General features: G+C 70.2%; 22 protein-coding genes and 1 tRNA gene. 16 read left to right on the top strand and 7 right to left on the bottom strand.

All coding sequences use genetic code 11. The features are described 5' to 3' along the window. Window positions 1-12: 12 nt before the first annotated feature. The 4 genes from EV187_RS16920 to EV187_RS16905 all read left to right on the top strand — a co-directional run bounded on the left by EV187_RS16920 (window position 13) and on the right by EV187_RS16905 (window position 4,475). The gene (locus EV187_RS16920) at window positions 13-579 is read left to right on the top strand and encodes a dihydrofolate reductase family protein (protein WP_130354258.1); all 567 of its coding nucleotides are present in this window, start codon (window positions 13-15) and stop codon (window positions 577-579) included. A gap of 114 nt (window positions 580-693) precedes the next feature. Further along, on the top strand, window positions 694-2,331 hold the full coding sequence (locus tag EV187_RS16915) for an MFS transporter (protein ID WP_130354257.1): 1,638 nt from the start codon (window positions 694-696) through the stop codon (window positions 2,329-2,331). Beyond that, window positions 2,328-3,785 carry a DUF2252 domain-containing protein gene (locus tag EV187_RS16910; RefSeq protein ID WP_130354256.1) on the top strand — a complete coding sequence of 486 codons (1,458 nt, stop codon included), beginning with the start codon at window positions 2,328-2,330 and terminating at the stop codon, window positions 3,783-3,785. The genes EV187_RS16915 and EV187_RS16910 overlap by 4 nt, the downstream gene beginning before the upstream one ends. An 84-nt stretch (window positions 3,786-3,869) precedes the next feature. After that, window positions 3,870-4,475, top strand: a complete 606-nt coding sequence (locus tag EV187_RS16905) for a hypothetical protein (RefSeq protein ID WP_130354255.1) — start codon at window positions 3,870-3,872, stop codon at window positions 4,473-4,475. Here EV187_RS16905 and EV187_RS16900 read toward each other — a convergent pair. Next, the gene (locus tag EV187_RS16900) at window positions 4,432-6,246 is read right to left on the bottom strand and encodes a glycosyltransferase (RefSeq protein ID WP_130354254.1); all 1,815 of its coding nucleotides are present in this window, start codon (window positions 6,244-6,246) and stop codon (window positions 4,432-4,434) included. The genes EV187_RS16905 and EV187_RS16900 overlap by 44 nt on opposite strands. Window positions 6,247-6,574: 328 nt before the next feature. On the opposite strand from EV187_RS16900, the gene gad reads away from it, so the two are divergent. The 10 genes from gad (at window position 6,575) to EV187_RS16850 (ending at window position 15,455) form a co-directional block, all read left to right on the top strand. Beyond that, complete coding sequence (gad, locus tag EV187_RS16895) at window positions 6,575-7,915, top strand: glutamate decarboxylase (RefSeq protein ID WP_242609698.1); 1,341 nt, start codon at window positions 6,575-6,577, stop codon at window positions 7,913-7,915. A gap of 129 nt (window positions 7,916-8,044) precedes the next feature. Further along, entirely contained in the window at window positions 8,045-8,830 is a 786-nt protein-coding gene (locus EV187_RS16890; protein ID WP_242609676.1) for a phosphatase PAP2 family protein, read from the top strand. Next, the gene (locus tag EV187_RS16885; RefSeq protein WP_242609675.1) at window positions 8,820-9,572 is read left to right on the top strand and encodes a phosphatase PAP2 family protein; all 753 of its coding nucleotides are present in this window, start codon (window positions 8,820-8,822) and stop codon (window positions 9,570-9,572) included. Before EV187_RS16890 ends, EV187_RS16885 begins: the two co-directional genes overlap by 11 nt. Window positions 9,573-9,701: 129 nt before the next feature. Continuing rightward, the gene (locus EV187_RS16880) at window positions 9,702-10,076 is read left to right on the top strand and encodes a DUF7144 family membrane protein (RefSeq protein ID WP_130354251.1); all 375 of its coding nucleotides are present in this window, start codon (window positions 9,702-9,704) and stop codon (window positions 10,074-10,076) included. 145 nt (window positions 10,077-10,221) lie between these two features. After that, window positions 10,222-11,406, top strand: coding sequence for a low temperature requirement protein A (locus tag EV187_RS16875; protein WP_165391256.1), 1,185 nt, complete (start codon window positions 10,222-10,224; stop codon window positions 11,404-11,406). Between the two features lie 114 nt (window positions 11,407-11,520). After that, window positions 11,521-13,254: a SulP family inorganic anion transporter gene (locus EV187_RS16870; protein WP_242609674.1), complete on the top strand. Its 1,734-nt coding sequence runs from the start codon at window positions 11,521-11,523 to the stop codon at window positions 13,252-13,254. An 81-nt stretch (window positions 13,255-13,335) separates the two neighbouring features. Then, on the top strand, window positions 13,336-13,527 hold the full coding sequence (locus EV187_RS16865) for a hypothetical protein (protein ID WP_130354249.1): 192 nt from the start codon (window positions 13,336-13,338) through the stop codon (window positions 13,525-13,527). 68 nt (window positions 13,528-13,595) lie between these two features. Further along, entirely contained in the window at window positions 13,596-13,970 is a 375-nt protein-coding gene (locus tag EV187_RS16860; protein WP_207221879.1) for an NUDIX hydrolase, read from the top strand. A 59-nt stretch (window positions 13,971-14,029) separates the two neighbouring features. Beyond that, entirely contained in the window at window positions 14,030-14,683 is a 654-nt protein-coding gene (locus tag EV187_RS16855) for an RNA polymerase sigma factor (RefSeq protein ID WP_130354248.1), read from the top strand. Between the two features lies 1 nt (window position 14,684). Then, window positions 14,685-15,455 (top strand): hypothetical protein, encoded by a 771-nt coding sequence (locus EV187_RS16850; RefSeq protein ID WP_130354247.1) that lies wholly within the window; start codon window positions 14,685-14,687, stop codon window positions 15,453-15,455. A 143-nt stretch (window positions 15,456-15,598) separates the two neighbouring features. On the opposite strand, the gene EV187_RS18455 is transcribed toward EV187_RS16850, so the two are convergent. From EV187_RS18455 to EV187_RS16840, 3 genes are all read right to left on the bottom strand, one after another. Continuing rightward, entirely contained in the window at window positions 15,599-16,690 is a 1,092-nt protein-coding gene (locus EV187_RS18455) for an AI-2E family transporter (protein ID WP_165391255.1), read from the bottom strand. Beyond that, a complete protein-coding gene (locus EV187_RS18450; protein WP_165391254.1) occupies window positions 16,687-17,208 on the bottom strand; it encodes a hypothetical protein in 522 nt (173 codons plus the stop codon). The genes EV187_RS18455 and EV187_RS18450 overlap by 4 nt, the downstream gene beginning before the upstream one ends. 135 nt (window positions 17,209-17,343) lie before the next feature. Beyond that, a complete protein-coding gene (locus EV187_RS16840; protein ID WP_130354245.1) occupies window positions 17,344-17,949 on the bottom strand; it encodes a DUF1269 domain-containing protein in 606 nt (201 codons plus the stop codon). 159 nt (window positions 17,950-18,108) lie between these two features. Here EV187_RS16840 and EV187_RS16835 point away from each other — a divergent pair, with 159 nt between their 5' ends. After that, window positions 18,109-19,407, top strand: a complete 1,299-nt coding sequence (locus EV187_RS16835; protein ID WP_130354244.1) for a PucR family transcriptional regulator — start codon at window positions 18,109-18,111, stop codon at window positions 19,405-19,407. Window positions 19,408-19,524: 117 nt separating this feature from the next. Here the strand turns inward: EV187_RS16835 and EV187_RS16830 are convergent, their stop codons facing one another. Together EV187_RS16830 and EV187_RS16825 are read right to left on the bottom strand one after the other, a co-directional pair. Next, window positions 19,525-20,082 (bottom strand): hypothetical protein, encoded by a 558-nt coding sequence (locus EV187_RS16830; protein ID WP_130354243.1) that lies wholly within the window; start codon window positions 20,080-20,082, stop codon window positions 19,525-19,527. Window positions 20,083-20,121: 39 nt separating this feature from the next. Continuing rightward, window positions 20,122-21,369, bottom strand: a complete 1,248-nt coding sequence (locus tag EV187_RS16825; RefSeq protein WP_130354242.1) for a hypothetical protein — start codon at window positions 21,367-21,369, stop codon at window positions 20,122-20,124. Between EV187_RS16825 and EV187_RS16820 the strand changes: the two genes are divergently transcribed. Beyond that, on the top strand, window positions 21,346-21,756 hold the full coding sequence (locus tag EV187_RS16820) for a GntR family transcriptional regulator (protein WP_242609673.1): 411 nt from the start codon (window positions 21,346-21,348) through the stop codon (window positions 21,754-21,756). The two genes, EV187_RS16825 and EV187_RS16820, sit on opposite strands and share 24 nt — an antisense overlap. 391 nt (window positions 21,757-22,147) lie before the next feature. On the opposite strand, the gene EV187_RS16815 is transcribed toward EV187_RS16820, so the two are convergent. Continuing rightward, window positions 22,148-22,218: transfer RNA gene (locus tag EV187_RS16815), tRNA-Gly, on the bottom strand. Window positions 22,219-22,244 lie beyond the last annotated feature (26 nt).

Genomic DNA, 22,244 nt, shown 5'->3' with positions numbered 1-22,244 from the left:
GCGAGGAGGCTCATGGGCGCATTGGTCAGCGGCGGCATCATGTCGCTCGACGGGTACATCGCCGACGAGCATGGCGACTTCAGCTGGGGTAGGCCCGATGCCGAGGTGCACGCCTTCGTCAACGACCTCGAACGCTCGGTCGGCACCTACCTCTACGGCCGCCGCATGTACGAGGTCATGCGGTTCTGGGAGACCGCCGCCGACCTGCCCGACCTACCGCCGGTGGAGCGCGAGTACGCCGCGACCTGGCGGAAGGCCGACAAGTTCGTGTACTCCTCGTCGCTCGAAGCGGCGCCGACGAGCCGCACCAGGATCGAGCGCGCATTCGATCCCGAGGCCATCCGGCGCCTGAAGGCGCGGTCCGAGCGCGACCTCTCGATCTCGGGTCCCGGCCTCGCGGCGAACGCGTTCCGGGCCGGTCTCGTCGACGAGGTGTGGATGCTCCTGTACCCCGTGGTGCTCGGCGGCGGCACGGCGTTCCTGCCCGACGGCGTGCGCCTCGACCTCGAACTGCTCGACGAGCGCCGCTTCGACAGCGGCGTGGTGTACCTGCGATACGCGGTGCGCGAGGAACGCTGAGGGGGCATCCGCGCGCCGCTTCCGGTCGGGACGGTTCGGTGGGAGCATCTGACGAGGGCGACCGTCGGGTCGCCGCCATCGCGTATCCCCTACTGGGGCGGGATCGGGGTTGAGATGAAGAACTGGCCGGTCGTTGCGATCCTCGGCAGCGCGCAGTTCGTGATGGTGCTCGACGGCACCGTCATGAACGTGTCGATCTCCACGGTCGTGGAGGACCTCGACACGAGCGTCGACGCCATGCAGGCGGCGATCACGTTCTACACCCTGACGATGGCGGCACTGATGCTGCTGGGAGCGAAGCTCGGCGACGTGTGGGGGCGACGGCGTGCGTTCGTCATCGGCTCGATCGTGTACGCGCTCGGCTCGCTCACGACGGCGTTGAGCCCGAACGTCGTCGTGCTCTTCCTCGGCTGGTCGATCGTCGAGGGCATGGGAGCGGTGCTCGTCATCCCGGCCATCGCGGCGCTCATCGCCGACAACTACGAAGGCCACGCCAGGGTCGCGGCGTATGCGATCATCGGCGCGGCATCCGGTGCCGCGGTCGCAGCGGGGCCGCTCATCGGCGGCTTCGTCACCACCTACTTCAGCTGGCGGTACGTGTTCGTCGCCGAGGTCGTGATCATGGCGTTCGTCGTGCTCTTCTCGCGACGCGTGACCGATCGTGCCGGCGCCAGGCCGGTGCGCATCGACGTGCTGAGCGTGCTGCTGTCGGCGGCCGGACTCGTGTTCGTCGTGTACGGGATGCTGCAGAGCAAGACCTGGGGTTGGGTCATCCCGCAGAACCCGCCGGTCGTCAACGGGTTCCCCATCGCACCGCTGGGCGTGTCGATGACGACCTGGTTCGTGCTCATCGGGGCGGCGCTCATCTGGGCGTTCGTCGTGCGCCAGCGCCGCCTCGTGGCGACCGACCGGGCGCCCCTCGTCGACATCACCCTGTTCCGGATCCTGCGCCTGCGCAGCGGCCTCACGGTGCTCCTCGCGCAGTACGCGATGACCGCGGGCCTGTTCTTCATGATGCCCGTCTACCTGCAGATGACACTCGGCCTCGACGCGCTCCAGACCGGCATCCGGATCTTCCCGCTCTCGATCTCGCTCATCCTCTTCTCGATCCTCGGCACGCGTCTCGCCCTCACGTGGTCGCCCCGACGGATCATCCGCATCGGCCAGGTGCTCCTCGTGCTTGCGTCGTTCCTGCTGCTCGGCGCCGTGGACATCGAACTGCAGAGCCCGGCGTTCGGCGTGGGGATGTTCGTCGCGGGTGCGGCCCTCGGACTGCTCGCCTCGCAGATCGGCAACGTGAACATGTCGAGCGTGGGCGAGGACCAGTCGAGCGAGGTCGGCGGGCTGCAGGGCGTCTTCCAGAACCTGGGCTCGTCGCTCGGAACGGCCCTCATCGGCTCGGTGCTGATCGGCACGCTCGCCACCTCGTTCGCCTCGGGGGTCGCCACGAGCGACCTGCCGCAGGACACGCAGGTCGTCGTGGCCGAGGCGACGCAAGGCGGGGTCGACATCGTGCCCGCGGCATCCGTGCCCGACCTCGCGCGCGAGGCGGGGCTCGACGACGCCGAGGCAGCGGAGCTCGAACGCGTCTATGCGACCTCGCAGATCGAGGCGTTGCGGGTGTCGCTCGTGGCGCTCATCGTGATCGCCCTGCTGTCGCTGTTCTTCTCGCGCGGCATCCCGGCGGAGGTCGGGGGGCGCCCGCGCAGCGAGATCGCGGAATCGGATGAAGGGTCGGAGGTCAGGACATGAGCAGCCAGGGAACGCCCGCAGTCCGGAGCACGAACGAGGAGCTCGCGCCGCCGCCGACGGACTTCGACGCGCGCCGTGCGTACGGGAAGGAGGCGCGTCGGCGTACGCCGCGGTCCGACCACGAGGGCTGGGCGCCCTCCGCGGACCGGGCGGATCCGGTCGCCCTGCTCGAGGAGCAGGCGACGACCCGCGTGCAGGAGCTGGTGCCGATCCGGCACGCGCGCATGATGGTGTCGCCGTTCACGTTCTACCGGGGCGCCGCGCTGCTGATGGCCGCGGATCTGGCCGGCACCCCCACCTCGGGCATCACGACCCAGATCTGCGGTGACGCGCACCTGTCGAACTTCGGCGTCTTCGGCACGCCGGAGCGACGGATGGTCTTCGACATGAACGACTTCGACGAGACGCTACCGGGGCCGTGGGAGTGGGACGTGAAGCGGCTCGCGGCGAGCTTCGAGGTCGCCGGAAGGAGTCGCGGCTTCACCGACGAGGAACGTCGGGAGATCAACCTCGCCGTCGTGCGCGGCTATCGCGAGCGGATGCTGCAGGCCGCGGACTCGCGGGTGCTCGACGCGTGGTACGACCAACTCGACACCGACCGGTTCCTCGCGTTCGTCGAGCAGGAACGGAAGCAGAAGCAGCTCGCCGGAAAGCAGGCGAAGCGCGCCGACGCCGCGCTCGCGAAGGCCCGCACGCGCGACAGCACGCGCGCCGTCGCGAAGCTGACCGAGGTGATCGACGGCCGGCTGCGGATCGTCGCGGATCCGCCGCTCATCGTGCCGGTCGAGCAGCTCGACCCGGTCGGTCGCAGCTACGAGGAGGAGATCGCATGGATGGAGGAGGTGCTGGCGTCGTACCAGACGACCCTCCAGCAGCAGAACCATCCGATGCGGGAATTCTCGTACGTGCACATGGCGCGCAAGGTCGTGGGCGTCGGCAGTGTCGGCACGCGCGCGTGGATCGTGCTGCTGCGCGGCCGCGACGACGCAGACCCGCTGCTGCTGCAGGCCAAGCAGGCCGAGACGTCGGTGCTGGAGCGGTTCCTGCCGCAGAGCGAGTACGGCAACCACGGCGAGCGCGTGGTCAGGGGGCAGCGCCTGATGCAGGCGGCGAGCGACATCTTCCTCGGCTGGCATCGCCAGCCCGGGTTCGACGGCGTCGACCGCGACTTCTACATCCGCCAGCTGCACGACTGGAAGGGCGCGGCCGACGTCGACGCGATGGTGCCGTCTGGTGGCCGCGTGTACGCACGAGTCTGCGGCGAGACGCTGGCGCGGGCGCACGCCCGTTCGGGCGACCGCGTCGCGATCGCCTCGTACCTCGGGCACGCCGATCGCTTCGACCGGGCGATCGGCGAGTTCGCACGTGACTACGCCGACCAGAACGACCGCGACTACGCCGCGTTCGTCGCGGCCGTGCAGTCCGGCCGGCTGGAGGCGGCCGCGTCGGTCTAGGCCGGGGCGATGAGCCCCGCGACACGTCGGACCCAACGTTCCGGCGCCCTCCTTCGTCTGTATCGATGAGGGAAGGAATCGACCATGCCCATCACGACCTCGCCGCCGCGGCGACATCCGCGGGCCTTCGCCCTGGTCGCAGGCATCGCGTGCCTGATCGCGCTCGCCTCCAGCGGCTGCGCCTCCACCGCCCCGAGCGCGCCCGTCGCGCAGCCCGTCGCGCAGCCCGGCGACGAGCTCGACTGCCGCACGGAGGGCACCTGGATGCTGCCGGATGCCCCGCCCACGCCCGATTCCGCGATCCCCGTGCCGGGTCGCGTGCCCGACGGGTTCGAGCCCGCAGCCGCCCTCCGCTGCACGCCGCTCGCCCCGGGCGCCGCGGGCACGGCTCCGGTGGACGACACCCCGCCGGGCGAGCCCGTGGCGCGGGTGGAGCGCTTCGAGGGCGACCTCGCGCCGCTCATCTCGGCGCTCGCCGAGCCCGACGATCCGGTGCCCGACGGTGTCGTGTGCACCGCCGACCTGGAGCTCGTTCCCCCGCTATGGCTCGAAGGCGTCGACGGGCGACTGATTCCGGTGCACTACCCGCGCGACGCGTGCGGCAAGACCAAGCCGGGCGTGCACGACGCCCTCGAGGCGCTGCAGGTCACCTCGGTGAGCGAGGTCGCGGTCGCCCCCAGGAGCGAGTGAGGCGCTGCACCGCGCGACGCGGCAGCGATCTCGTGTCGGGGTGGAGGGTGACGGCGGCGAGCTCGGCCGACGTGCTCCCGACCTCGACCGTGACGACGCAGGTCAGCGGATGCCGCGCGCCGACCAATCGCGTCGCCGACTCGTCGAGCCGCCACGCGATGCGGCCATCGCGGCCCTGCTTCCTGGTGCGCACGAGCGGCCCGCGGCCGCCGTGCTGCACGGCGAGCACCACGCTCGCGTGGCGCGGGACGCCGCGTAGTGCGGCGGAGAAACGGAGCAGCCCGCCTCGGTGCCGCAGCCGGAGCCGATCGGCGCGCGCGTGGATCTCGACGGCCGGTCGGTCGTGCCGCCGGGCGGCGGCGCGCTGCACGCGCCCCCACTCGGCGACGATCCGACGGTCGTCGTGCCGCGCGGCCGTCGCCCGCGCCGCGTCGCGCATGCGCTCGCGTTCGTCGGGCGCCATGGCCACGAGCCTCGCGACGGCGGCAGCCGCCGCTGCCCGATCGCCGTCGGGCACGAGCAGTCCGTCGACCCCGTCCACGATGAGATCGCCGGGTCCATAGGGGATGTCGTAGGCGATCGGGATGCATCCCCGGGACATTGCCTCGGCGAGCACGAGCGGCGAGCCCTCCGACGTGCTGGTGAGCAGGGTCCACGATGCGGTCGCGAAGGCCTCGGCCGCGTCGTCGCGGTGTCCCGGGAAGGTCACGGCATCGGCGAGGCCGGCATCCGCGGCGCGCGAACGGAGGGTTGCGGCATCCGGCCCGTCGCCGTAGACGCCAAGGGTGACCGGGATGCCAGCGACCCGACACCGCCGCACGACGTCGAGGGCGTGGTGGACGCGCTTGCGCCGGGTCAGCCCGGCGACCACCACACCCGCGCCGGCGTTCCGGCCGCGGTCGGTCCTCGGATCGGCGACGGGCGGATCGATGCCGTTCGGCACGACCGAGAGGTTGCCGGGGTCGGAGAGGAGGGCCGCGGCATCCGCACGCTGCCGTTCGGTGAGGAACACGACGCCGTCGAAGCGCTCGAGGCGGGCGAAGACGGCGCGGCGCGACGGGCGCACTCGTGCGTAGGGCCGGCTCGCCCCCTCGTGGGAGTCGAGGTGGGAGTTGTGCACCACGTGCAGCGAGACGAGGTTGGGGCGGCGATGCTCGGCCATGAAGTTCGCGATGGTCTTGCTGTCGGTGAGGGCGAACGTGCGATCCGAGCCGATCCGGCCGTCGAGCCAGTGGGCGTAGAACTCCCACGCGCCGGTCCACTGGCGCACGGGCTCGCCCGCCTCGTCGAACGCGGTCAGCAGCCGCGGCGGGCCCGACGCCCTGGCGCGCTCGTCGAGGAGGGCCAGCGTGCCGTCGGCGCGGCGGTGCTCGAGCGCGAGACGACGCGCGCCCCGCTGCGCCACGAGTAGGGCGGAGCCGTCGCCGGCCTCGGTGACCTCGACGGCGTCGGCCTCGACATGCCCCGTTCGGAATACGATGGGAGCGGGCTCCGGCGCGGCGGCGCGCAGGTCCTCGTAAGGGTTCAGCAGGCGGATGCCGCGCACGAGCTCACCCCGCTCCGCAAGGCGTTCGCGCACCTCGCCGTATCCCGGGCGCGGGTCGAACGTGAGCACGTCGACCTCCCGCCCCGCCAGTCGCACGAATGCGCGCGAGCGGTGGAGCAGGGCCGACGTCATGCCCCCGTACCGTTCGGGGATCCCCCACGTGACGGCGAGCTGTCGGCCGTCGGGCAGCGCGTCAGTCCCGGCGAGATCCTCTCCGAGCGTCATGCCACCACGCTACCGATCCCCACTTTCACGCAGTCTGAGTGATGCGGCCGAGGCGGGCGGGACGTCGAATCGGTGAGGAAACGGAGTTGACCTTGACCGCATCGGGGAGCGGGACCACACTGAGCACCTGGGCCCACTGTGAGTCGACACCCTACCGCTGCCCCCTCGTTCCGGGTCTTCACCGTGCAGACGCACATCCGCGAAATTGGGGGACCACATGACCGACGTCAAGCGCGGCTCGGCATCCGGCGACGGTACCGGACCGATCACATCGAACCGTCCGCCCCACGCCTTCTCGGGGCGGGGCACCCGCAACCAGGTGAACCCCATGTTCGCCCGTGAGGGGATCGCCACGGACTTCCCGATGGACCGGATGCCGGACGTCGGCACGCTGCCCGAGACGGCCTACCAGATCGTGCACGACGAGGCGATGCTCGACGGGAACGCCCGGCTGAACCTGGCGACCTTCGTCGGCACCTGGATGGACCCCCACGCCGCGAAGCTGTACTCCGAGTCGTCCGACAAGAACATGATCGACAAGGACGAGTACCCGCAGACGGCAGCGATCGAGACGCGATGCTGGAAGATGATCGCCAACCTCTGGAGTGCTCCCGACGCGGAGAAGGCGATCGGCACGTCGACCATCGGCTCGTCCGAGGCCTGCATGCTCGGCGGCCTCGCCCTGAAGCGGCGCTGGCAGGTCGCCCGAAGGGCGGCCGGCAAATCCACGGAGAAGCCGAACCTCATCCTCTCGAGCGCCGTGCAGGTGTGCTGGGAGAAGTTCTGCAACTACTGGGACGTCGAGGCGCGGTACGTCCCGATCAGCGACGAGCACAAGGTGCTCGACGGCCACGACCTCGACAAGTACGTCGACGAGAACACCATCGGCGTCGTCGCGATCATGGGCGTCACGTACACCGGAATGTACGAGCCGGTCGCGAAGATCGCCGCCGCGCTCGACGAGATCCAGGAGAAGACCGGGCTCGACGTCAAGATCCACGTCGACGGGGCATCCGGTGGAATGATCGCGCCGTTCCTCCAACCCGAACTCGAGTGGGACTTCCGGGTCGAGCGGGTGGTCTCGATCAGCACGTCGGCGCACAAGTACGGCCTCGTCTTCCCGGGCCTCGGGTGGGTGGTCTGGCGAACCGTCGACGACCTGCCGCAGGACCTCGTGTTCGACGTGACCTACCTCGGCGGGCACATGCCGACCTTCGCACTGAACTTCTCGCGGCCGGGCGCCCAGGTGCTGCTGCAGTACTACCTGTTCCTCCGGCTCGGATGGGACGGGTACCGGAACGTGCAGCAGGCGTCGCAGGATGTCGCCGTCTACCTCTCGGGGGAGATCGGCAAGATGGAGGCGTTCGAGCTGTGGAACGACGGCACGGACATCCCCGTCTTCGCGTGGCAGCTCGCCAAGGGCCATACCGAGAAGTGGAACCTCTACCACCTCTCCGAGCGCCTCCGCCTCAAGGGCTGGCTCATTCCCGCCTATCCGATGCCCGACGACCTGACGGACGTCGTGGTCCAGCGCATCGTGGTGCGCAACGGGCTGAGCCTGAACCTCGCCGAGTCCCTGGTGCTCGACATACAGGAGGCCGTCGAGTACCTGGACCGCCTCGAAGCGCCGATGCCGCACGAGGGCCAGGTGTCCTCCTTCACCCACTGAGCGCTGCGCGCCTGCCGTTAGCACGTTCCCGCTCGACGTGCAATGCATCGGGTGGGGCTTCTGGCGGGCGCCCGACGGGTCATACGGTGGAGGAGCCGCACCGCGAGGGTGCGGCGGAAGGGCGCATCGGTGACGGAGACGACGGAGCGACCCGGCCGGCTGCGACGGTTCCACGAGAAGTTCCTCGTCGAGGAGCGCGTCGTCCCGGCATCCGCCAAGCGCAACCTCTACCTGATCTCGATCGCCCTGGTCGTGGGAGGCCTCACGGCCTTCCTCTTCATCTTCGACTCGGTGCTCGAGGCCGACGACATCTCCGCCGTCGACGCCCCCGTGGAGCGTTGGCTCGAGACCGGCCAGACCGACTGGCTGACCACCGTCATGACCGTCATCGCGTTCGTGTTCGGGCCGATCGTGATGCCGATCATCATCCTCGTCACGACCGTGACCTGGGGCATCGTCGCGAAGCACGCCTGGCGCCCGCTGCTGCTGGCCGGCGGCATGCTGCTCGGCGTGATCATCGTGCAGGTGCTCGCGCCGGTGATCGCCCGCGAGCGGCCGCCCATCGGCGACATGATGCTCGAGATCGACCACACCTCGTCGTTCCCCTCGGGGCACGTGATGGGCGTGGCGGACTTCCTCTTCATCACGACGTACCTCGTGTTCTCGCGGCACCGCAGGCCGGTGATCACGGTGCTGGCGTTCGTCGTGGCATCCGGGATCGTGCTGCTGACCGCGGCCTGCCGCATCTACCTCGGCTACCACTGGGCGACCGACGCGCTCGCCTCGATCGCCTTGTCGCTCGTCGTGCTGGGCATCGTGATCGCCGTCGACACGTGGCGCACGGTGCGGGTCGGCACGCCCTCGGAGGTGGACGCCTCGGAGTCGACCCGGGAGGAGGACGGGAGTGTCGGGTAGCGACGACGAGCAGCCGGTTCCGGCGGCAGCGCCGATCGACAACGCGCACACCGCGCCCTCGCCGGTGGGCGTCGCCCGGTTCTGGCCGGTCGTCTCGGGCTCCGCCGCGCTCGCACTGGTCGCCATGCTCGCGCTCGTGATCTTCTACCGCGAGAGCGACAAGCCGTTCGGGTTCGAGATCGAGTTCATGGCCGGGATGGTGGCCAACCGGGCCGAGTGGCTCACCGTGCCGGCCCTCGTCTTCAACGCCGTCGGCGGCGGCATCCTGTCGAACCTGGTCGTGCCGGCCGTCATCATCGGCGCGCTGCTGCTCTTCCGCAGGCCGTGGGGAGCCGTCTACTACGTGACCGCGGCGATCGCGAGCGCGGCGGTCACCCGCCTCATCAAGGTGCTCGTCGGCCGTGAACGGCCCGAGGACATCCTCGTGAATCCCGACTTCGGCTCGTTCCCCTCGGGCCACAGCTCCAACGCCGCCCTCGTCGCGACCGCACTCGGCATCATCTTCATGCGCACGTGGGTGTGGGTCGCCGGCGCCGTGTACACGGTGCTCATGATGCTCAGTCGCACCTACCTCGGGGCGCACTGGATCTCCGACACGATCGGCGGGATGCTCGTCGGCGCGGGCGTCGCGGTGATCGTCTGGGCGCCCTTCGCGGAGAAGCTGTACCGAGAACACCGGATGCCGCACCCGCCGATCTGGGTGCGGGTGCGCGCGCCGTCGGAGGAGGCAGCGGACCGCTGACCGCTCGCCGACGGCCGGCGACCGCCGACTCGATGGCTCCAGCGACACCCCGAACGGGGTGATGACACGCGCGTCGCGGCGGGAGTAGCTTGTGCCCGACCGCACCTCGTCCGATCGAAGGAGATCATCATGGCAGGTCCTCGTCCGGGCGGGGTCACCCTCGTCGCCGTCATCGCATGGATCAACGGCGTGCTCGGGGTGATCACGGGAATCCTCCTCCTCACCGGAGGCGCCGCGGCCGACTCGCCGGCGGTGACGACCGCCGCGTGGGTGACGATCGTCATCGGCATCGTGACGATCCTCGTCGGCGTCGGACTGCTGCGGGGCAGCAACCTCGCCCGCATCGTCGCCACGGTCGTCTTCGTCCTGAACCTCGCGAACGCGATCTGGACGATGTTCGCCGTGCCCGGCCAGTTCTGGACGGCGATCATCAACGCGCTGCTGGCCGTGATCGGCCTGGTGCTGCTCTACTCCGCCCGCGCGAACGAGTTCTTCCGCGACTAGCGGCGCGCGGATCGTCGTCGCCTGAGCCCCGACGGCCTCGCCGCGGGGCTCAACCCTCGCCCGTCTTCCCGCTCGGTCCAGACGGATGACGCGCCAGCCGCCGCTCGTCGCTTCGGCGCACCTGCGCCGCATGCCATCATGGGCCATGCCCTTCGGACTGCGACGCGATGTGCTGCGGCCGTCGGATTCGTCGCGCGCCGACCGGGTCACGTACGTCGAGCTCTTCTTCGACCTCGTGTTCGTCTTCGCCCTCACCCAGCTCTCGGCGTACCTCTACGAGAACCAGACGCCGCTGGGTGCGCTCGAGGGCGTGATCATGGTGCTCGCGCTCTGGTGGGCCTGGGTGGCGACGACGTGGGTCACGAACTGGCTCGACCCCGTCCGGCTCCCGGTTCGCGGTGCCGTGATCGCGCTCGCGTTCGTGGCCCTCGTGATGAGCATCTCCATCGCCGACGCGTTCGGCGAGCGTGCCTGGGTCTTCGCGATCGCGTACGTCGTGCTGCAGCTCGGCCGCACGGGCTTCATCGTGCTCGCGACATGGCGGCACGATCGCGAGGCGGCGTTCGACTTCACGCGGGTGTTCATCTGGACGGCCGCCGGAAGCGTGCTCTGGCTCGTCGGCGCGCTGCTGCCGCTCCCCGCCCAGCTGCCCTTCTGGGCGATGGCGCTCGGCCTCGAGGTCATCGGCACGCTCACCGGCTTCCCCCTGCCCATGATGGGCTCGATGGACATGGGGCGGTGGGACCTCTCCGGCGCCCACATCGCCGAGCGCTCCGCGCTGTTCGTGCTCATCGCGCTCGGCGAGGGCCTGCTCGTGACGGGATTCGCGTTCGTGGACCTCGAGATCACCGTGGAGACGACGACGGGCATGGTGCTCGCGTTCTTCTCAGCGGCGGCGATGTGGTGGATCTACTTCGACCACGGCGAGCGCATCGGGTCCGAGGCGATGGAGGACTCGGATGCCCCCGGGCGGCTCGCGCGCACCGCCTACACGTTCGTGCACCTGCTCGTCATCGGGGGAATCGTGCTGACGAGCGTCGGCGACAAGGAGCTGCTCGGGCATCCCGAGGAGCAGAGCCTCTCCGCGGTCATCACCGTGCTCGGCGGCCCCCTGCTCTTCCTCAGCGGCACGCTCGTCTTCCGCCGGCTGCTCGAGCACCGCTGGGTGACGCCGCAGGTGGCCGGGCTCATCGGGATCGTCGCGGTCGCCGCGGTCTCACCGCTGCTCACCCCGCTCGGGGTCGGCGGCGCGTCGACGCTGGTGCTCGTCGGCGTGGCCGTGATGGAGACCGTCGACCGGGTCCGGCGCGGGCGGCGCAGCGGCGGCTGAGTCCGCCCGGCTCCAGCCTGACGTGCACGGCCGGCCCGCGACGCACCGTGGTCGAGGCGATACTCGGCACGGCGGCGGGGCACTGCGCGAAGATGGACCCCGAAGGGGGCCGAGATGGCGGCGAAGCGGATGCGGCGGTGGCTGCCGCCGGGCGTCGAGACGGCGCTGCACTACCGGCGCACCTGGCTCCTGCCCGACCTGCGTGCGGGCCTCGTCGTCACCGCGCTGCTGATCCCCGCCGGCATGGGCTACGCGGAGGTCGCCGGGCTTCCCCCCGAGACCGGTCTCTACGCCACGATCGTGCCGCTCTTGGCATACGCGCTGTTCGGCCCGTCGCGCATCCTGGTGCTCGGGCCCGACTCGGCGCTCGCCCCGATCATCGCGGCGGCCATCCTGCCGCTCGCCCTCGGAGACGACACGCGCGCGGTGGCGCTCGCCGGACTCCTCGCGATCATGGTCGGCGTGATCCTGCTGTTCGGTGGAATCCTGCGCCTGGGCTTCGTGACCGACCTGCTCTCGAAGCCCATCCGCGTGGGCTACCTCAACGCCGTCGCACTCCTCGTGCTCATCTCCCAGGTGCCCAAGTTGCTCGGATTCTCGATCGATTCCGGCTCGCTGTTCGGCGACGTGGTGGCCATCGGCGCGGGCATCGCCGCGGGCGAGGCCCAGCTGCTGGCGCTGGTGTTCGGCGTGGCATCCCTCGTCGTCATCGTCGGGCTCACCTGGGCCAGGTCGCCGGTGCCGGGCGTGCTCGTCGCCGTCGTGGCGGCGACCGCGCTCACCGCGATCCTCGGCCTGGCCGACCGACTGCCCGTGGTCGGCGCACTGCCGCAGGGCCTGCCCGCGCCCGCGCTCGGGGGCCTCGAGTGGTCGGATGTCGCGGCGCTGGCGCTGCCCGCGGCGGGCATCGCGCTCGTCGCGTTCACCGACACGGCCGTGCTCTCGCGCACCTTCGCCGCGCGGCGGGGCGAGACGGTGAGCGGCAGCGGCGAGATGGCGGCCATCGGGGCGGCGAACATCGGCGCCGGGCTCCTCGGCGGGTTCCCGATCTCGGCGTCGTCGTCGCGTACTCCGGTCGCCGAGCAGGCGGGTGCCCGCACGCAGCTCACGGGTGTCGTGGGCGCCGTCCTGATCACGGCGTTCATGCTCCTCGTGCCGGGACTCACGGCCTTCCTGCCGTCGGCGACCCTCGCCGCCGTCGTGATCGCGGCGGCCGCTCGCCTCATCGACGTGCACGGCTTCATCCGGCTCGTGCGGATGGACCGGGTCGACGCGTTCCTCTCGCTCGCCGCTTTCGTGGGCGTACTCGTGTTCGGTGTGCTTGCCGGCATCGCCGTGGCGATCGGCCTCTCGCTCCTGGCATTCGTGAACCAGGCCTGGCGACCGTACCGCGCCGAACTCGGGCTGGTGAAGGGGCTCCGCGGCTACCACGACCTCTCGCGCTATCCCGAGGGCGAACGCATCCCCGGCATCGTGATCGTGCGCTTCGACGCCCCGCTGTTCTTCGCCAACGGCGGCATCTTCGAGGACTTCGTGCGTTCACGGGTGAAGGCGGCGGGCCCCGGCATCCGAACGGTCATCCTGGCCGCCGAGCCGATCACCGACATCGACACGACCGCGATCGACGAGCTCGTCGAGCTCGACGACTGGCTCGACTCGCACGGCATCCGCCTCGTGCTCGCCGAGATGAAGGACCCCGTCGTCGACGTGCTGCGCGACTACGGACTGCTGCAGCGCTTCACGCCCGACCGGTTCGCGCCGACCGTGGGCGCCGCCGTGGACGACATCACCGGGCGCCTGCGGAGCGATCTCGACGGCACGAAGTGGGAGGACGACCGTGGCGAGTAGCGGCAGGTCCTGGTGGCCGAGGGGGCCTTCGGTCCCGTGCGGATCGGGCCGGGGCGCGTATCGTGTGCCCGGGAGGTCGACATGAACGACAGGAGTTCGAACGCCGGATGCTTCGCCGGCGGTGGGGCGATCTACGGGCTGGGCATCATCGGCGCCTGGGTGTTCTTCTTCCAGCGTGCCGACGAGTTCTGGGAGTTCATCTGGGCGTTCTTCCAGGGGATCTTCTGGCCGGCGTTCATGGTGTACGAGGTGTTCCGGACGCTCGTCGAGTGACTCCGGGCTCGTCGGGCCGCGCGGGCCGCGCAGGTCGCGCAGGCCGCGCAGGTCCCGTCGTCCACGCGGTGAGCGCGATCGTCACGGATGCCGCGGGGCGGGTCCTGCTCGTTCGTCGGTCCCACGCGCCCGAGGCCGGTCGGTGGGCGCTCCCGGGAGGAAAGGTCGAACCGGGGGAGACCCTCGCCGACGCCGTCATCCGGGAGGTCGTCGAGGAGACCGGACTGGCCGTGCGACCCGGCCGAGAGGCGGGAGTCGTGCGGCGCCGGGCGCCCGGCGGAGGCACCTATGAGATCCACTGCTTCATCGTCGACCTGCTCACGGGCGAACCGGTGGCGGGAAGCGACGCCGCGGGTGTCCTCTGGGTCGCGCCGGGTGAACTCCCCACGGTGCAGACGGTTCACGGCCTGGTGGACGCGCTCCGTGCATGGGGGTGTGTGTGACCGACCCCTGTGAGTGATCGCGGGCGCGCGGCGGCCGGATTGCCTACACTGTTCCGGTCATGCCCGATCTCGAAGGCGCGCTGTCCCCTGCCACGTCCCGTGCACGCACGTCGTCGCGCGGCGGCGCCGGTCGCGCGACGAGCGGCGACGCGTTCCCCGGCGTGCTGCTCGCGGCGCAATCGGGTGCCTCGTGGGCGTGCACCAACCTCTGGATCGACTACGCGCCGGCGGTCATGGGCTTCCTCAGGGCGCGCGGCTCCCTCGAACCCGAGGACCTGACGAGCGAGGTGTTCCTCGCCGTCTTCGATTCACTCGACCGCTTCAGCGGCGGCGAGCCGGAGTTCCGCACCTTCGTCTTCACGATCGCCTACCGCCGCCTCGTCGACGAGCTGCGTCGGCGTTCGACCCGCGGCGTGCACGTGGAGTGGCGCGACGATGCCGACCCGCGGCGCAGTGCGAGCGCGGAGGACGAGGCCATCGGCAACCTGGCGGATGCCTCGGCGAGGGCGCTGCTCGAGGGCCTCCCTCCCGACCAGCGCGACGTCATGGTGCTGCGCATCATCGGCGACCTCACCATCGAGCAGGTCGCCGAGATCGTCGGCAAGCGGCCAGGGGCCGTGAAGGCACTGCAGCGGCGGGCACTGGGTTCGCTTCGGAGGAGATTCTCGGCAGGGCGTACCCCTGCGACGCCCTCCGGCGATAGCAGGGAGTGAGATGAACGAACGCATTCCGGATGCCGCGGCCGAGGCCGTGCTGCGCGGACACGTCCCCGCGGGCTCCCCCGAGCTCGCGCCGGTGGCGGAGGCCGTCGCGGCGCTGCGCGCCGTCTCGTTCGAAGTGCCTCCGCGGCCCTCGGCCGACCTGGCGCTTCGCCTCGACCTCAAACGCGCGGCGAGGCTCTCGACCGACCGACAGCACGTATCGACCACGGTGGTCGCGCAGCCGAACGGGGCGCCGACGCCGAGAAGAGGAAGACGAAGAGTGGCACTTGGTGCATTCGCGGGTCTCGGACTCGCAGCGAAGATCACGATCGGAGCGGTCGCGGCCGCGGCAGTCGGCGTCGCCGGCGCTGGAGCGGCGGGCGCCGTGGGCGGGCTGCCCGCGCCGGTCCAGGAGGTCTTCGACGAGGTCACCGGGCACCCCGGTGGCGAGCACGTGAGCGACACCGGTCTCGAGAAGAGCGAGTTCGGCCAGCAGACCGCCGAGGAGGCGCGTCAGAAGGCGGAGGAGCAGCGACAGGCGGCGCTCGAGAACGCCGAGGAGCGGCGGCAGGCGGGACTCGACACCGCCGAGGAGGCGAGCCGGACCGGCGCCGAGCATGCCGACGGCGCTGGCCAGGCCGGGCTCGAGAAGGCGGGCGACGCTGGTGGAAGCTCCGGCACCGCGAACGGGACCGGACTCGAGACCGCCGGAGAGAAGGCGAACGCCGAACTCCCCGAGCCGGGCGGCAGCAACGAGGCTGAGCAGGCGAAGGAGCGCGACTGACTCCTGACGCCGACCGCCTGCGGAGCGAACGCCCCCCCGTTCGTTTCGCACGGAAGGAGTGATCGTCCCCCCACGAGAGCTCCCCGGGAGAGGACCCCCGCCACTCGGCGGGGGTCCTCTTCGTCAGGGCTGCGGTCCGGATGTCACCCCGAGCGGGATGCTGCCGGATCACGCGTCTTCGGGCGCGCCCAGCGTGCGGGAACGTCGTCGCCGTCCCACACCTGCACGACGCCCCAGGCCGCGGCGGTGAGCGGGACCGCGAGCAGGGCTCCGGTGATTCCGCCGACGGCCGTGCCCGCGGCGATGACGACGAGCACGACGAGGGCGTGGAGGCTGACCGTTCTGCCCATCAGGATCGGCTTCAGGACGTTCGCTTCGACCTGGTTGACGACGATCACGACGAGCACGACGAGGGCCGCGTTGAGCGGTCCGTTGCTGACGAGCGCCACCAGGGCGGCGATCGCTCCCGCGCTCACGGCGCCGATGATCGGGATGAAGGCGAGCAGGAGCGTGAGGATGGCGAGCGGTATCGCGAGGGGGACCTGCAGGATGAGGAGACCGATGAGGATTCCCACGGCGTCGAACAGTGCCGCGGTGGCCGTACTGGAGATGTAACCGCCGAAGACATCGACGGTCTTGCGCCTGATGCGTTCGGCGCGGTCGTAGGCCGTTCCCTCGAACGGTCGGGCGAGGAACTCCCACATCGCCGGGCCGTCCTTGAGGAGGAAGAAGAGGATGATCGCCATCATCCCGAGACTCGCGCCGACCTCCGTGACGGCGCCGATTCCGCCGAGCGCGCCCGATCCGAACTCTGCGCTCGTGACGAAGGCGCTGACCTGCTCCGTGACCTCATCCAGCTGACGCCGGTCGGGTGAGAACGGCATCGTCTGCAGCCAGGCCATGACGCGCTGGAGGCCGTCCTGGGCCTTGAACGCCAGCTCGCCCCATTCGTGGCTGACGGATCCCACCACGAAGGCGAGAGCGCCGGCGATCACCGCGAGGAGGAATACGAGTGCGAGCACGGCGCCGAGGGAGGGCGGCATCCTGCGTCGTCGTGTCCACTCCATCCACGGTGCGAACGCCGCCGCGAAGATGAGCGCGAGCACCAGCGGGATCGTGACGATCGACAGGCGGCTGAGGAGCCAGACGAGGGCCACCACGACGGCGCCGACGAGGAGGAGCTGCGCCCCGCGGGTCCCGGCGCGCCCGAACCCGTCGCTCCAGAGCCGGGTCAATGGACCACGACCTTGAGCAGGACGACTCCGCCGACGGCGGCCAGCTGGAGCAGCAGGTAGCCCGCCTTCTGCCACGTCGTGGTGGCGCTCCCGCGCAGGCCCCAGAGGACGAGCACGAGCTGGGTGACGGTCAGGGCCGCGATCGCGAGGATCAGCCCCGTCCTGAGACTCCAGATGCCCGTGTCGCTGAGCAGCAGGAGGACGGCGGGCACGACGGTGATCTCCAGCGCGCGAATCGACGCCCCGAGGATGCGGCGCATCGTGCTCCGCCGCGTTGCTCCGCCGTGCTCGCTGGCGTGCGCGATCGTGTCGGCCACGAGGCCCGCGGCGAACAGCCCTCCCATGGTGCCGAGGAGACTGCCGGCGGCGGCTCGTCCGGTGAACGCCTCGGACGACGGGATCATGACCAGGAGCGTGGCGACGCCGGTGATGGACGCGTACAGCGCCTCTCGCGCATGCTGCGTCATCCGCGCCGGTCGCGTGTCGCCGGTCGCGAGCACTGGTCGTTCGACCTCCATGGTTTCGTTCCCTCCTTCTGGATCCGGTTGTCGGCGGCCGAACGAGCAACCGCTCGCCGAGGCCCCTCCCGAGACGGTGATCGGGGCGACGGTCCGCGCCGAAGCGCGGCTCGGTGCCCCGATCTCCGCGGCGTCTCAGGCGGCGTCGAGCTTCTCCTTGAGGGCGGCGATGCGCTCCTCGGCGTTCTGGCGGCGCTCGGCCCTGCGCTGTTGGCGCGCTGCCTTGTCGGCTTCCTTCTGCGCCGTCCGGTAGGCGTCCTCGACCGCCTCGAGCTCGGCGAGCACCACGTCGGCGGGACGTCGGTACACCGTGCCGCCCTGCTCGGTCATCAACGTGTCGACGATCTCGACGGCGTACTCGTTGACTTCAGCGACGACGGCCGTGCCGCCCAGTGGGATGTAGCGGCTGATCTCGCCGAGCACGCTGTCAGAGTCGTCGGCGCGACGGATGTCGAAGGCGCCGCCGACGAGCAGGCCTCCGGTCCACCCGAACAGCATCCCGATCGGGCCGCCGATGACGCCGACCATGAGCCCGATGAGGCCGCCTCCCCAGGTGGCGGCCCCGACGACGGCGTCGCCTCCCTCCGGGGTGTCGAGACGGCCCTGCTCGTCACGGGTGACGATGCTCGCGGAGAGCACCTCGACGCGCCCCTCCAGCCCGGCGCCCTTGAGCTCGCTCAGCGCCTGATATGCCTTGCTCCGGTCCTCGAACGAGACCGCGATGACATTGTGTTCGTACATTGTGTGTGACCTCCAGATCACTGTGATTTCTGATGGATTCGCGGGGATCTCCCCGACTCATCAACGGTCTCGTGGATGGGTGCTGGGGTCATCGTGCGGTCTGTCGCTGCAGTCGACGTGGTCATGTGCACTCTGCCCTCGGAGGACTAGGCTGACCGCGTGTCAACCGCTGATGCGATGGCGAGGGTCATCGCAACGCTCGACTGGGACGGCGACCTCTGGCCGGACTCGCTGCCGTTGCACGAGGCCGAGCAGCTCCGCTCCCGACTGGGAGACGGCGCCGCGCGGTGGGTGGCCGGGGCCGTCGAACGGTCCCTCGAGGCATTGCAGGAGCAGATCCACGACTCGCTCGCACCGTGGCCGACCATCCGAACATTCGCCCGGCACGTCCTCACCGCGACCCTGCTCCGGCTCGCCGGCGAGGACGGGCTTCCGGCCGACACGGAGGCGATCGATCGCGACCTCGCCGAGGACATCGTTGCGCGGGACATCCCCCTGTCGGATATCACCGGAGCCCTGCGGAGCATGCAGCACGAGTGGCTGTCGCTCCTGATCGATGCCGCCGTCGGCGTGCGACCGGAGGGCATCGGCGTCATACCCGCCTTGGCGACCTCGGTGACCGGAACGATGGACGCGTGGATCGGCGCGGCAACCGATGCGATCGTCGACGAGCGCCGTCGTGTATTCCTGGCCGAGCAGGTTCGCGTTCGCAGCGCGATCGAATCGCTGGTGACGGCCGAGCCCGTCGATGTCGAGGCGGCCACGCAGTTGCTGCGGATCCCGCTGGCCGGCTGGCACCTCGGCTGCGCCATCGGAGTGCCGCCGGGAGGCGCGGTCGAACGGCGAGTCCTCGATGGCCTCGTGCATCGGTTCGGCCGGGCGGTCGGCAGCGAACGGATGCTGCGATACGAGACGAGCGCCGGGAAGGTCCACCTCTGGGTGACCACCGATGGCCGGCCGCGAGCGCCACGAGTCGAGGATCTCCGCGTGCCGGCCCCGCTGCTCGTCGGCATCGGCGCACCGCACCGGGGAGCCGACGGATTCCGTCGCACCTTCGTCGAGGCTTCCGATACGCTGCGACTCGCCGCCGGTCTGGGCGACCACGGCGGTGCCTCCTACGGCGACGTCGCGCTGGCGATCGTCCTGAGCCAGGACGAGGAACGCGCCCGCTGGTTCGTCGAGCACGAGCTTCGCGAGCTGGCCGGCGACAGCCCCGAGACGGCCGAGATGTGCAACACCCTCCGGACGTTCTTCGACACGCGGATGCGCATCGCTCCGGCAGCCGAACGACTCTTCCTGCACCGCAACACGCTCATCAACCGCCTCGAGCGGATCCAGGCCGTGCTCGGCCACGGCGTCGCCGAACGCTCGGCCGAGACGCAGGCGGCGCTCGTGCTCGCCGAACTCTTCGTACGGCGCCTCGACGACCCGGCCACCGAACGCGACGACAGCGGGTGAATCTCGAGCGGATGACGGGAATCGAACCCACGCGCTCAGCTCCGGAAGCCGAGCCCAGCCCGAGGTATGTCAGCCTCTGCTCTGGTAAAGGCTGATGCCGCAGCTCGCTCACGGCGCTCAGCCAGCCGATTGCACCCACCCTCCATCGGGCAGGACCGGTCCGAACACCACCTCGAGGTCGGCACCGTCCGAGGCAGTCAGTGTGGCGTAGGACGTGTCATCCAGCAACATCATCGCCTGGTCCCTGGGGTGACCCTGCGCCCACACTGCCCGCGCCTGCTCCGGACTCAACACGAAGCAGTCAACTCCCGGTCCGGGCCCGGTGGCGTATACCCACCCTGCCCCCGCCGCCCCTGCCTCTGCCGCGCCCGCCGACAGGGTGAAGGTTCGTTCGGTTCCTCGGAGGAGCGTCTGCAGGTCCAGTGAGAGACGGTCCCGGATCGCGCCCACGTCGCCGATCGCGCCCACGCCGCCGGGGTCGGTGGGGCAGAGGGCATACTGCGACGGCAGGTACTCCTCAGGAGTGGGATCGGACCACACATCCATCGGCACGTCGTCGCGGTCGACGAGGAGCATTACATGGATCCTGCTCCATCCGGCAACGATCTCGGCCTCGTCGACCGGAGCCGAGAACCCGGTGGATTCGCCGTGTTCGGATCCCTGCTTGGGAACCATCGACGAACTCTTCGCGCCGGCATCGACCCGCTAGGAGAACTAGCGGCCCCTCGGGCCCGGATGCCAGGCCACTCCGGTGAAGAGATCGTTCGCCGGAAGTTCGGCGAGGACCCGTGATGCCGAACCGTCGGAACCCATCAGCAACAGTCGGCGGTCCGAGGGGGCGAAGTCGATCGCGGCGATCTGCGCGCCGTCGGGCGACCACGCCGCGGCGACATAGTGGCCTGAGGCGATCGGGTGCAGCGCCGAGGCCGAAATCGCCGGGCTGGAGCGGTCGGCGCTGACCAGGTACAGGCCGGCCTTCTTCGGGCTGGTCAGCGGGTTGAGCGATGTCGATTCGGGGTTCTTCTGACGCCAGGGGCCTGCGATTACGAGAAGCTGCGAGCCGTCGGGCGACCAGGCCATCTGTCTGATGTGGTCGAACCCGGGGCCCACCAGTTGTCGAGTACTGCCAGTGTCGAGGTCGACGACATAGACGGAAGGCAGCACGTCCATGCCGTCCTGCTGGTACGCGAGATAGGCGATCCGGGCGCCGTCGGGGGACCACGCGGTGACCGGCACCACGCCGGTGTCACGGTCTCCCACCGGCGGATCGAGTTCGATGACGCGAGACGCGTCGACACCCTCGAGATCATTGAGGCGGAGCCGGTCGCCCTCGTCCTCGAAGAACTCGATGGCGGCGGTGCCGTCTGGGGAGAGCCAGGGATCGGTCACGAACCAGCAGCAGCCCCCAGGGCCCGGGACCGGCGTGATCGCACCGTCGGCATCCATCACGTAGCTGCTGCCGCTGTGTTCGGAGGTCAGGGCCAGCCTGGTGCCGTCGGCGGACCAGCCCGCCGGCGTGAGTGCACTCATGCCATTCGGGAGAGCCAGGGCATTGACAGAGGACGGGTCGGTTGGGTCGATGGAGTTCAGCACACCACTTACCGGGTACACGATCCGACCACGTGCCGGCTCGAAGACCCCGAAGGACGCCGGGAAGGCTGGTGGGTCGACCGCAGCTCCCTGGCTCTGCGGCGCGCCGCCGTCCAGAGCAGCCGTCACGGCGATCGCAGCAACGGCGACCGTCGCAGCAGTGACGGCGCCGATGACGAGGCGCCGTCGACGGGCGCGGTTCCTGGCCTCCTTGATGAGCACCTCGACGGGCTCGCGCGTCGCGGACTCGTCGAACGCGGACCGAGCGGCGACGGGCTCGCGTAGCCGGGCGTTGCCAGGCTCGTGCGATATAGCCTCGTCGAACTCGGACGGGGCGGAAGCTGGCTCATGGAGCGGAGTCGTGACGATCATCGGTACACCTTCGTCCTTGGTGCTATTATCACTAGCATCATAATTCCTGTCAAGGTCGACAAAGCCGAACCGACCGACCTCTACGAGCAGGTCGCCGCGGAGATCCGTCGCGCGATCGCAGAGGGCGAGGCCGAGCCGGGTGAGCGGCTCCCGCCGGCGAAAGACCTCGCGGCCGTGCTCGGGGTCAACACGAACATTGTGCTGCGGGCGCTGCGGCTGTTGCGAGAAGAGGGCCTGCTCGAGTTCCGCCGTGGCCGCGGCATCTCGGTTGCCGGCACGCCGGCGCAGGGTGCCGTCGTCCAGAAGGCGCGGGAACTCGTCGCATTCGCGCGTCGTCACGGGTACCGAGTCGACGAGTTGGTCGACCTCATCAATAAGCTCGCTTGACCCAATGGAGCACGTGAAGGCACGCATCATGACGAGCACCGCGACCAACACAGACGACGTCGCCGGCGTGGGCGGCGTGGGCGGTCCTACTGCGGCGTAGCCCGCTTTGCGGCCGTGGTCTGCCCGGTCATCAGTCCCCTCCGCATGCCGTCCGTTGCGCCCACTCTCCGCCGACTACCAGCCGACGCCAGATCCGCGAGGAAATCTACCCACGGTGAGTGAGCGCGGCTGGCGTGACAGTGGGTCGCTCCACGGAGTTGAGCGGGGTTCACTCACGAGAACAAGTTGAACCATTAACCGTGGGTGAACCGCCACCAAGTCGAACCGATGCAGAATCTCGGCCGCCGCCGCGAGGCTCGAATGTGCTGCTGATCAGGTGAAATTACCGGAGAGCGGATGACGGGAATCGAACCCGCGCTATCAGCTTGGGAAGCTGAAGTTCTACCATTGAACTACATCCGCACGCGGCATCCGCAGCCCCGCCTGGG

The organism is Agromyces ramosus (genome assembly GCF_004216665.1).
Taxonomy (GTDB): Bacteria; Actinomycetota; Actinomycetes; order Actinomycetales; family Microbacteriaceae; genus Agromyces; species Agromyces ramosus.
This window is presented reverse-complemented; position numbering and strand designations above follow the sequence as displayed.

What these genes read in the sequence shown, in the direction of transcription:
- EV187_RS16880 (WP_130354251.1), top strand. Translation starts at nt 9,702, where the DNA reads ATGGCAGGTCCTCGTCCGGGCGGGGTCACCCTCGTCGCCGTCATCGCA.
- EV187_RS16920 (WP_130354258.1), top strand. Translation starts at nt 13, where the DNA reads ATGGGCGCATTGGTCAGCGGCGGCATCATGTCGCTCGACGGGTACATC.
- EV187_RS16825 (WP_130354242.1), bottom strand. Translation starts at nt 21,369, where the DNA reads ATGATCGTCACGACTCCGCTCCATGAGCCAGCTTCCGCCCCGTCCGAG.
- EV187_RS16875 (WP_165391256.1), top strand. Translation starts at nt 10,222, where the DNA reads ATGCCCTTCGGACTGCGACGCGATGTGCTGCGGCCGTCGGATTCGTCG.
- EV187_RS16900 (WP_130354254.1), bottom strand. Translation starts at nt 6,246, where the DNA reads ATGACGCTCGGAGAGGATCTCGCCGGGACTGACGCGCTGCCCGACGGC.
- EV187_RS16870 (WP_242609674.1), top strand. Translation starts at nt 11,521, where the DNA reads ATGGCGGCGAAGCGGATGCGGCGGTGGCTGCCGCCGGGCGTCGAGACG.
- EV187_RS18450 (WP_165391254.1), bottom strand. Translation starts at nt 17,208, where the DNA reads ATGGAGGTCGAACGACCAGTGCTCGCGACCGGCGACACGCGACCGGCG.
- EV187_RS16855 (WP_130354248.1), top strand. Translation starts at nt 14,030, where the DNA reads ATGCCCGATCTCGAAGGCGCGCTGTCCCCTGCCACGTCCCGTGCACGC.
- EV187_RS16865 (WP_130354249.1), top strand. Translation starts at nt 13,336, where the DNA reads ATGAACGACAGGAGTTCGAACGCCGGATGCTTCGCCGGCGGTGGGGCG.
- gad (WP_242609698.1), top strand. Translation starts at nt 6,575, where the DNA reads ATGTTCGCCCGTGAGGGGATCGCCACGGACTTCCCGATGGACCGGATG.
- EV187_RS16905 (WP_130354255.1), top strand. Translation starts at nt 3,870, where the DNA reads ATGCCCATCACGACCTCGCCGCCGCGGCGACATCCGCGGGCCTTCGCC.
- EV187_RS16915 (WP_130354257.1), top strand. Translation starts at nt 694, where the DNA reads ATGAAGAACTGGCCGGTCGTTGCGATCCTCGGCAGCGCGCAGTTCGTG.
- EV187_RS16820 (WP_242609673.1), top strand. Translation starts at nt 21,346, where the DNA reads ATGGAGCGGAGTCGTGACGATCATCGGTACACCTTCGTCCTTGGTGCT.
- EV187_RS16910 (WP_130354256.1), top strand. Translation starts at nt 2,328, where the DNA reads ATGAGCAGCCAGGGAACGCCCGCAGTCCGGAGCACGAACGAGGAGCTC.
- EV187_RS16830 (WP_130354243.1), bottom strand. Translation starts at nt 20,082, where the DNA reads ATGGTTCCCAAGCAGGGATCCGAACACGGCGAATCCACCGGGTTCTCG.
- EV187_RS16850 (WP_130354247.1), top strand. Translation starts at nt 14,685, where the DNA reads ATGAACGAACGCATTCCGGATGCCGCGGCCGAGGCCGTGCTGCGCGGA.
- EV187_RS16840 (WP_130354245.1), bottom strand. Translation starts at nt 17,949, where the DNA reads ATGTACGAACACAATGTCATCGCGGTCTCGTTCGAGGACCGGAGCAAG.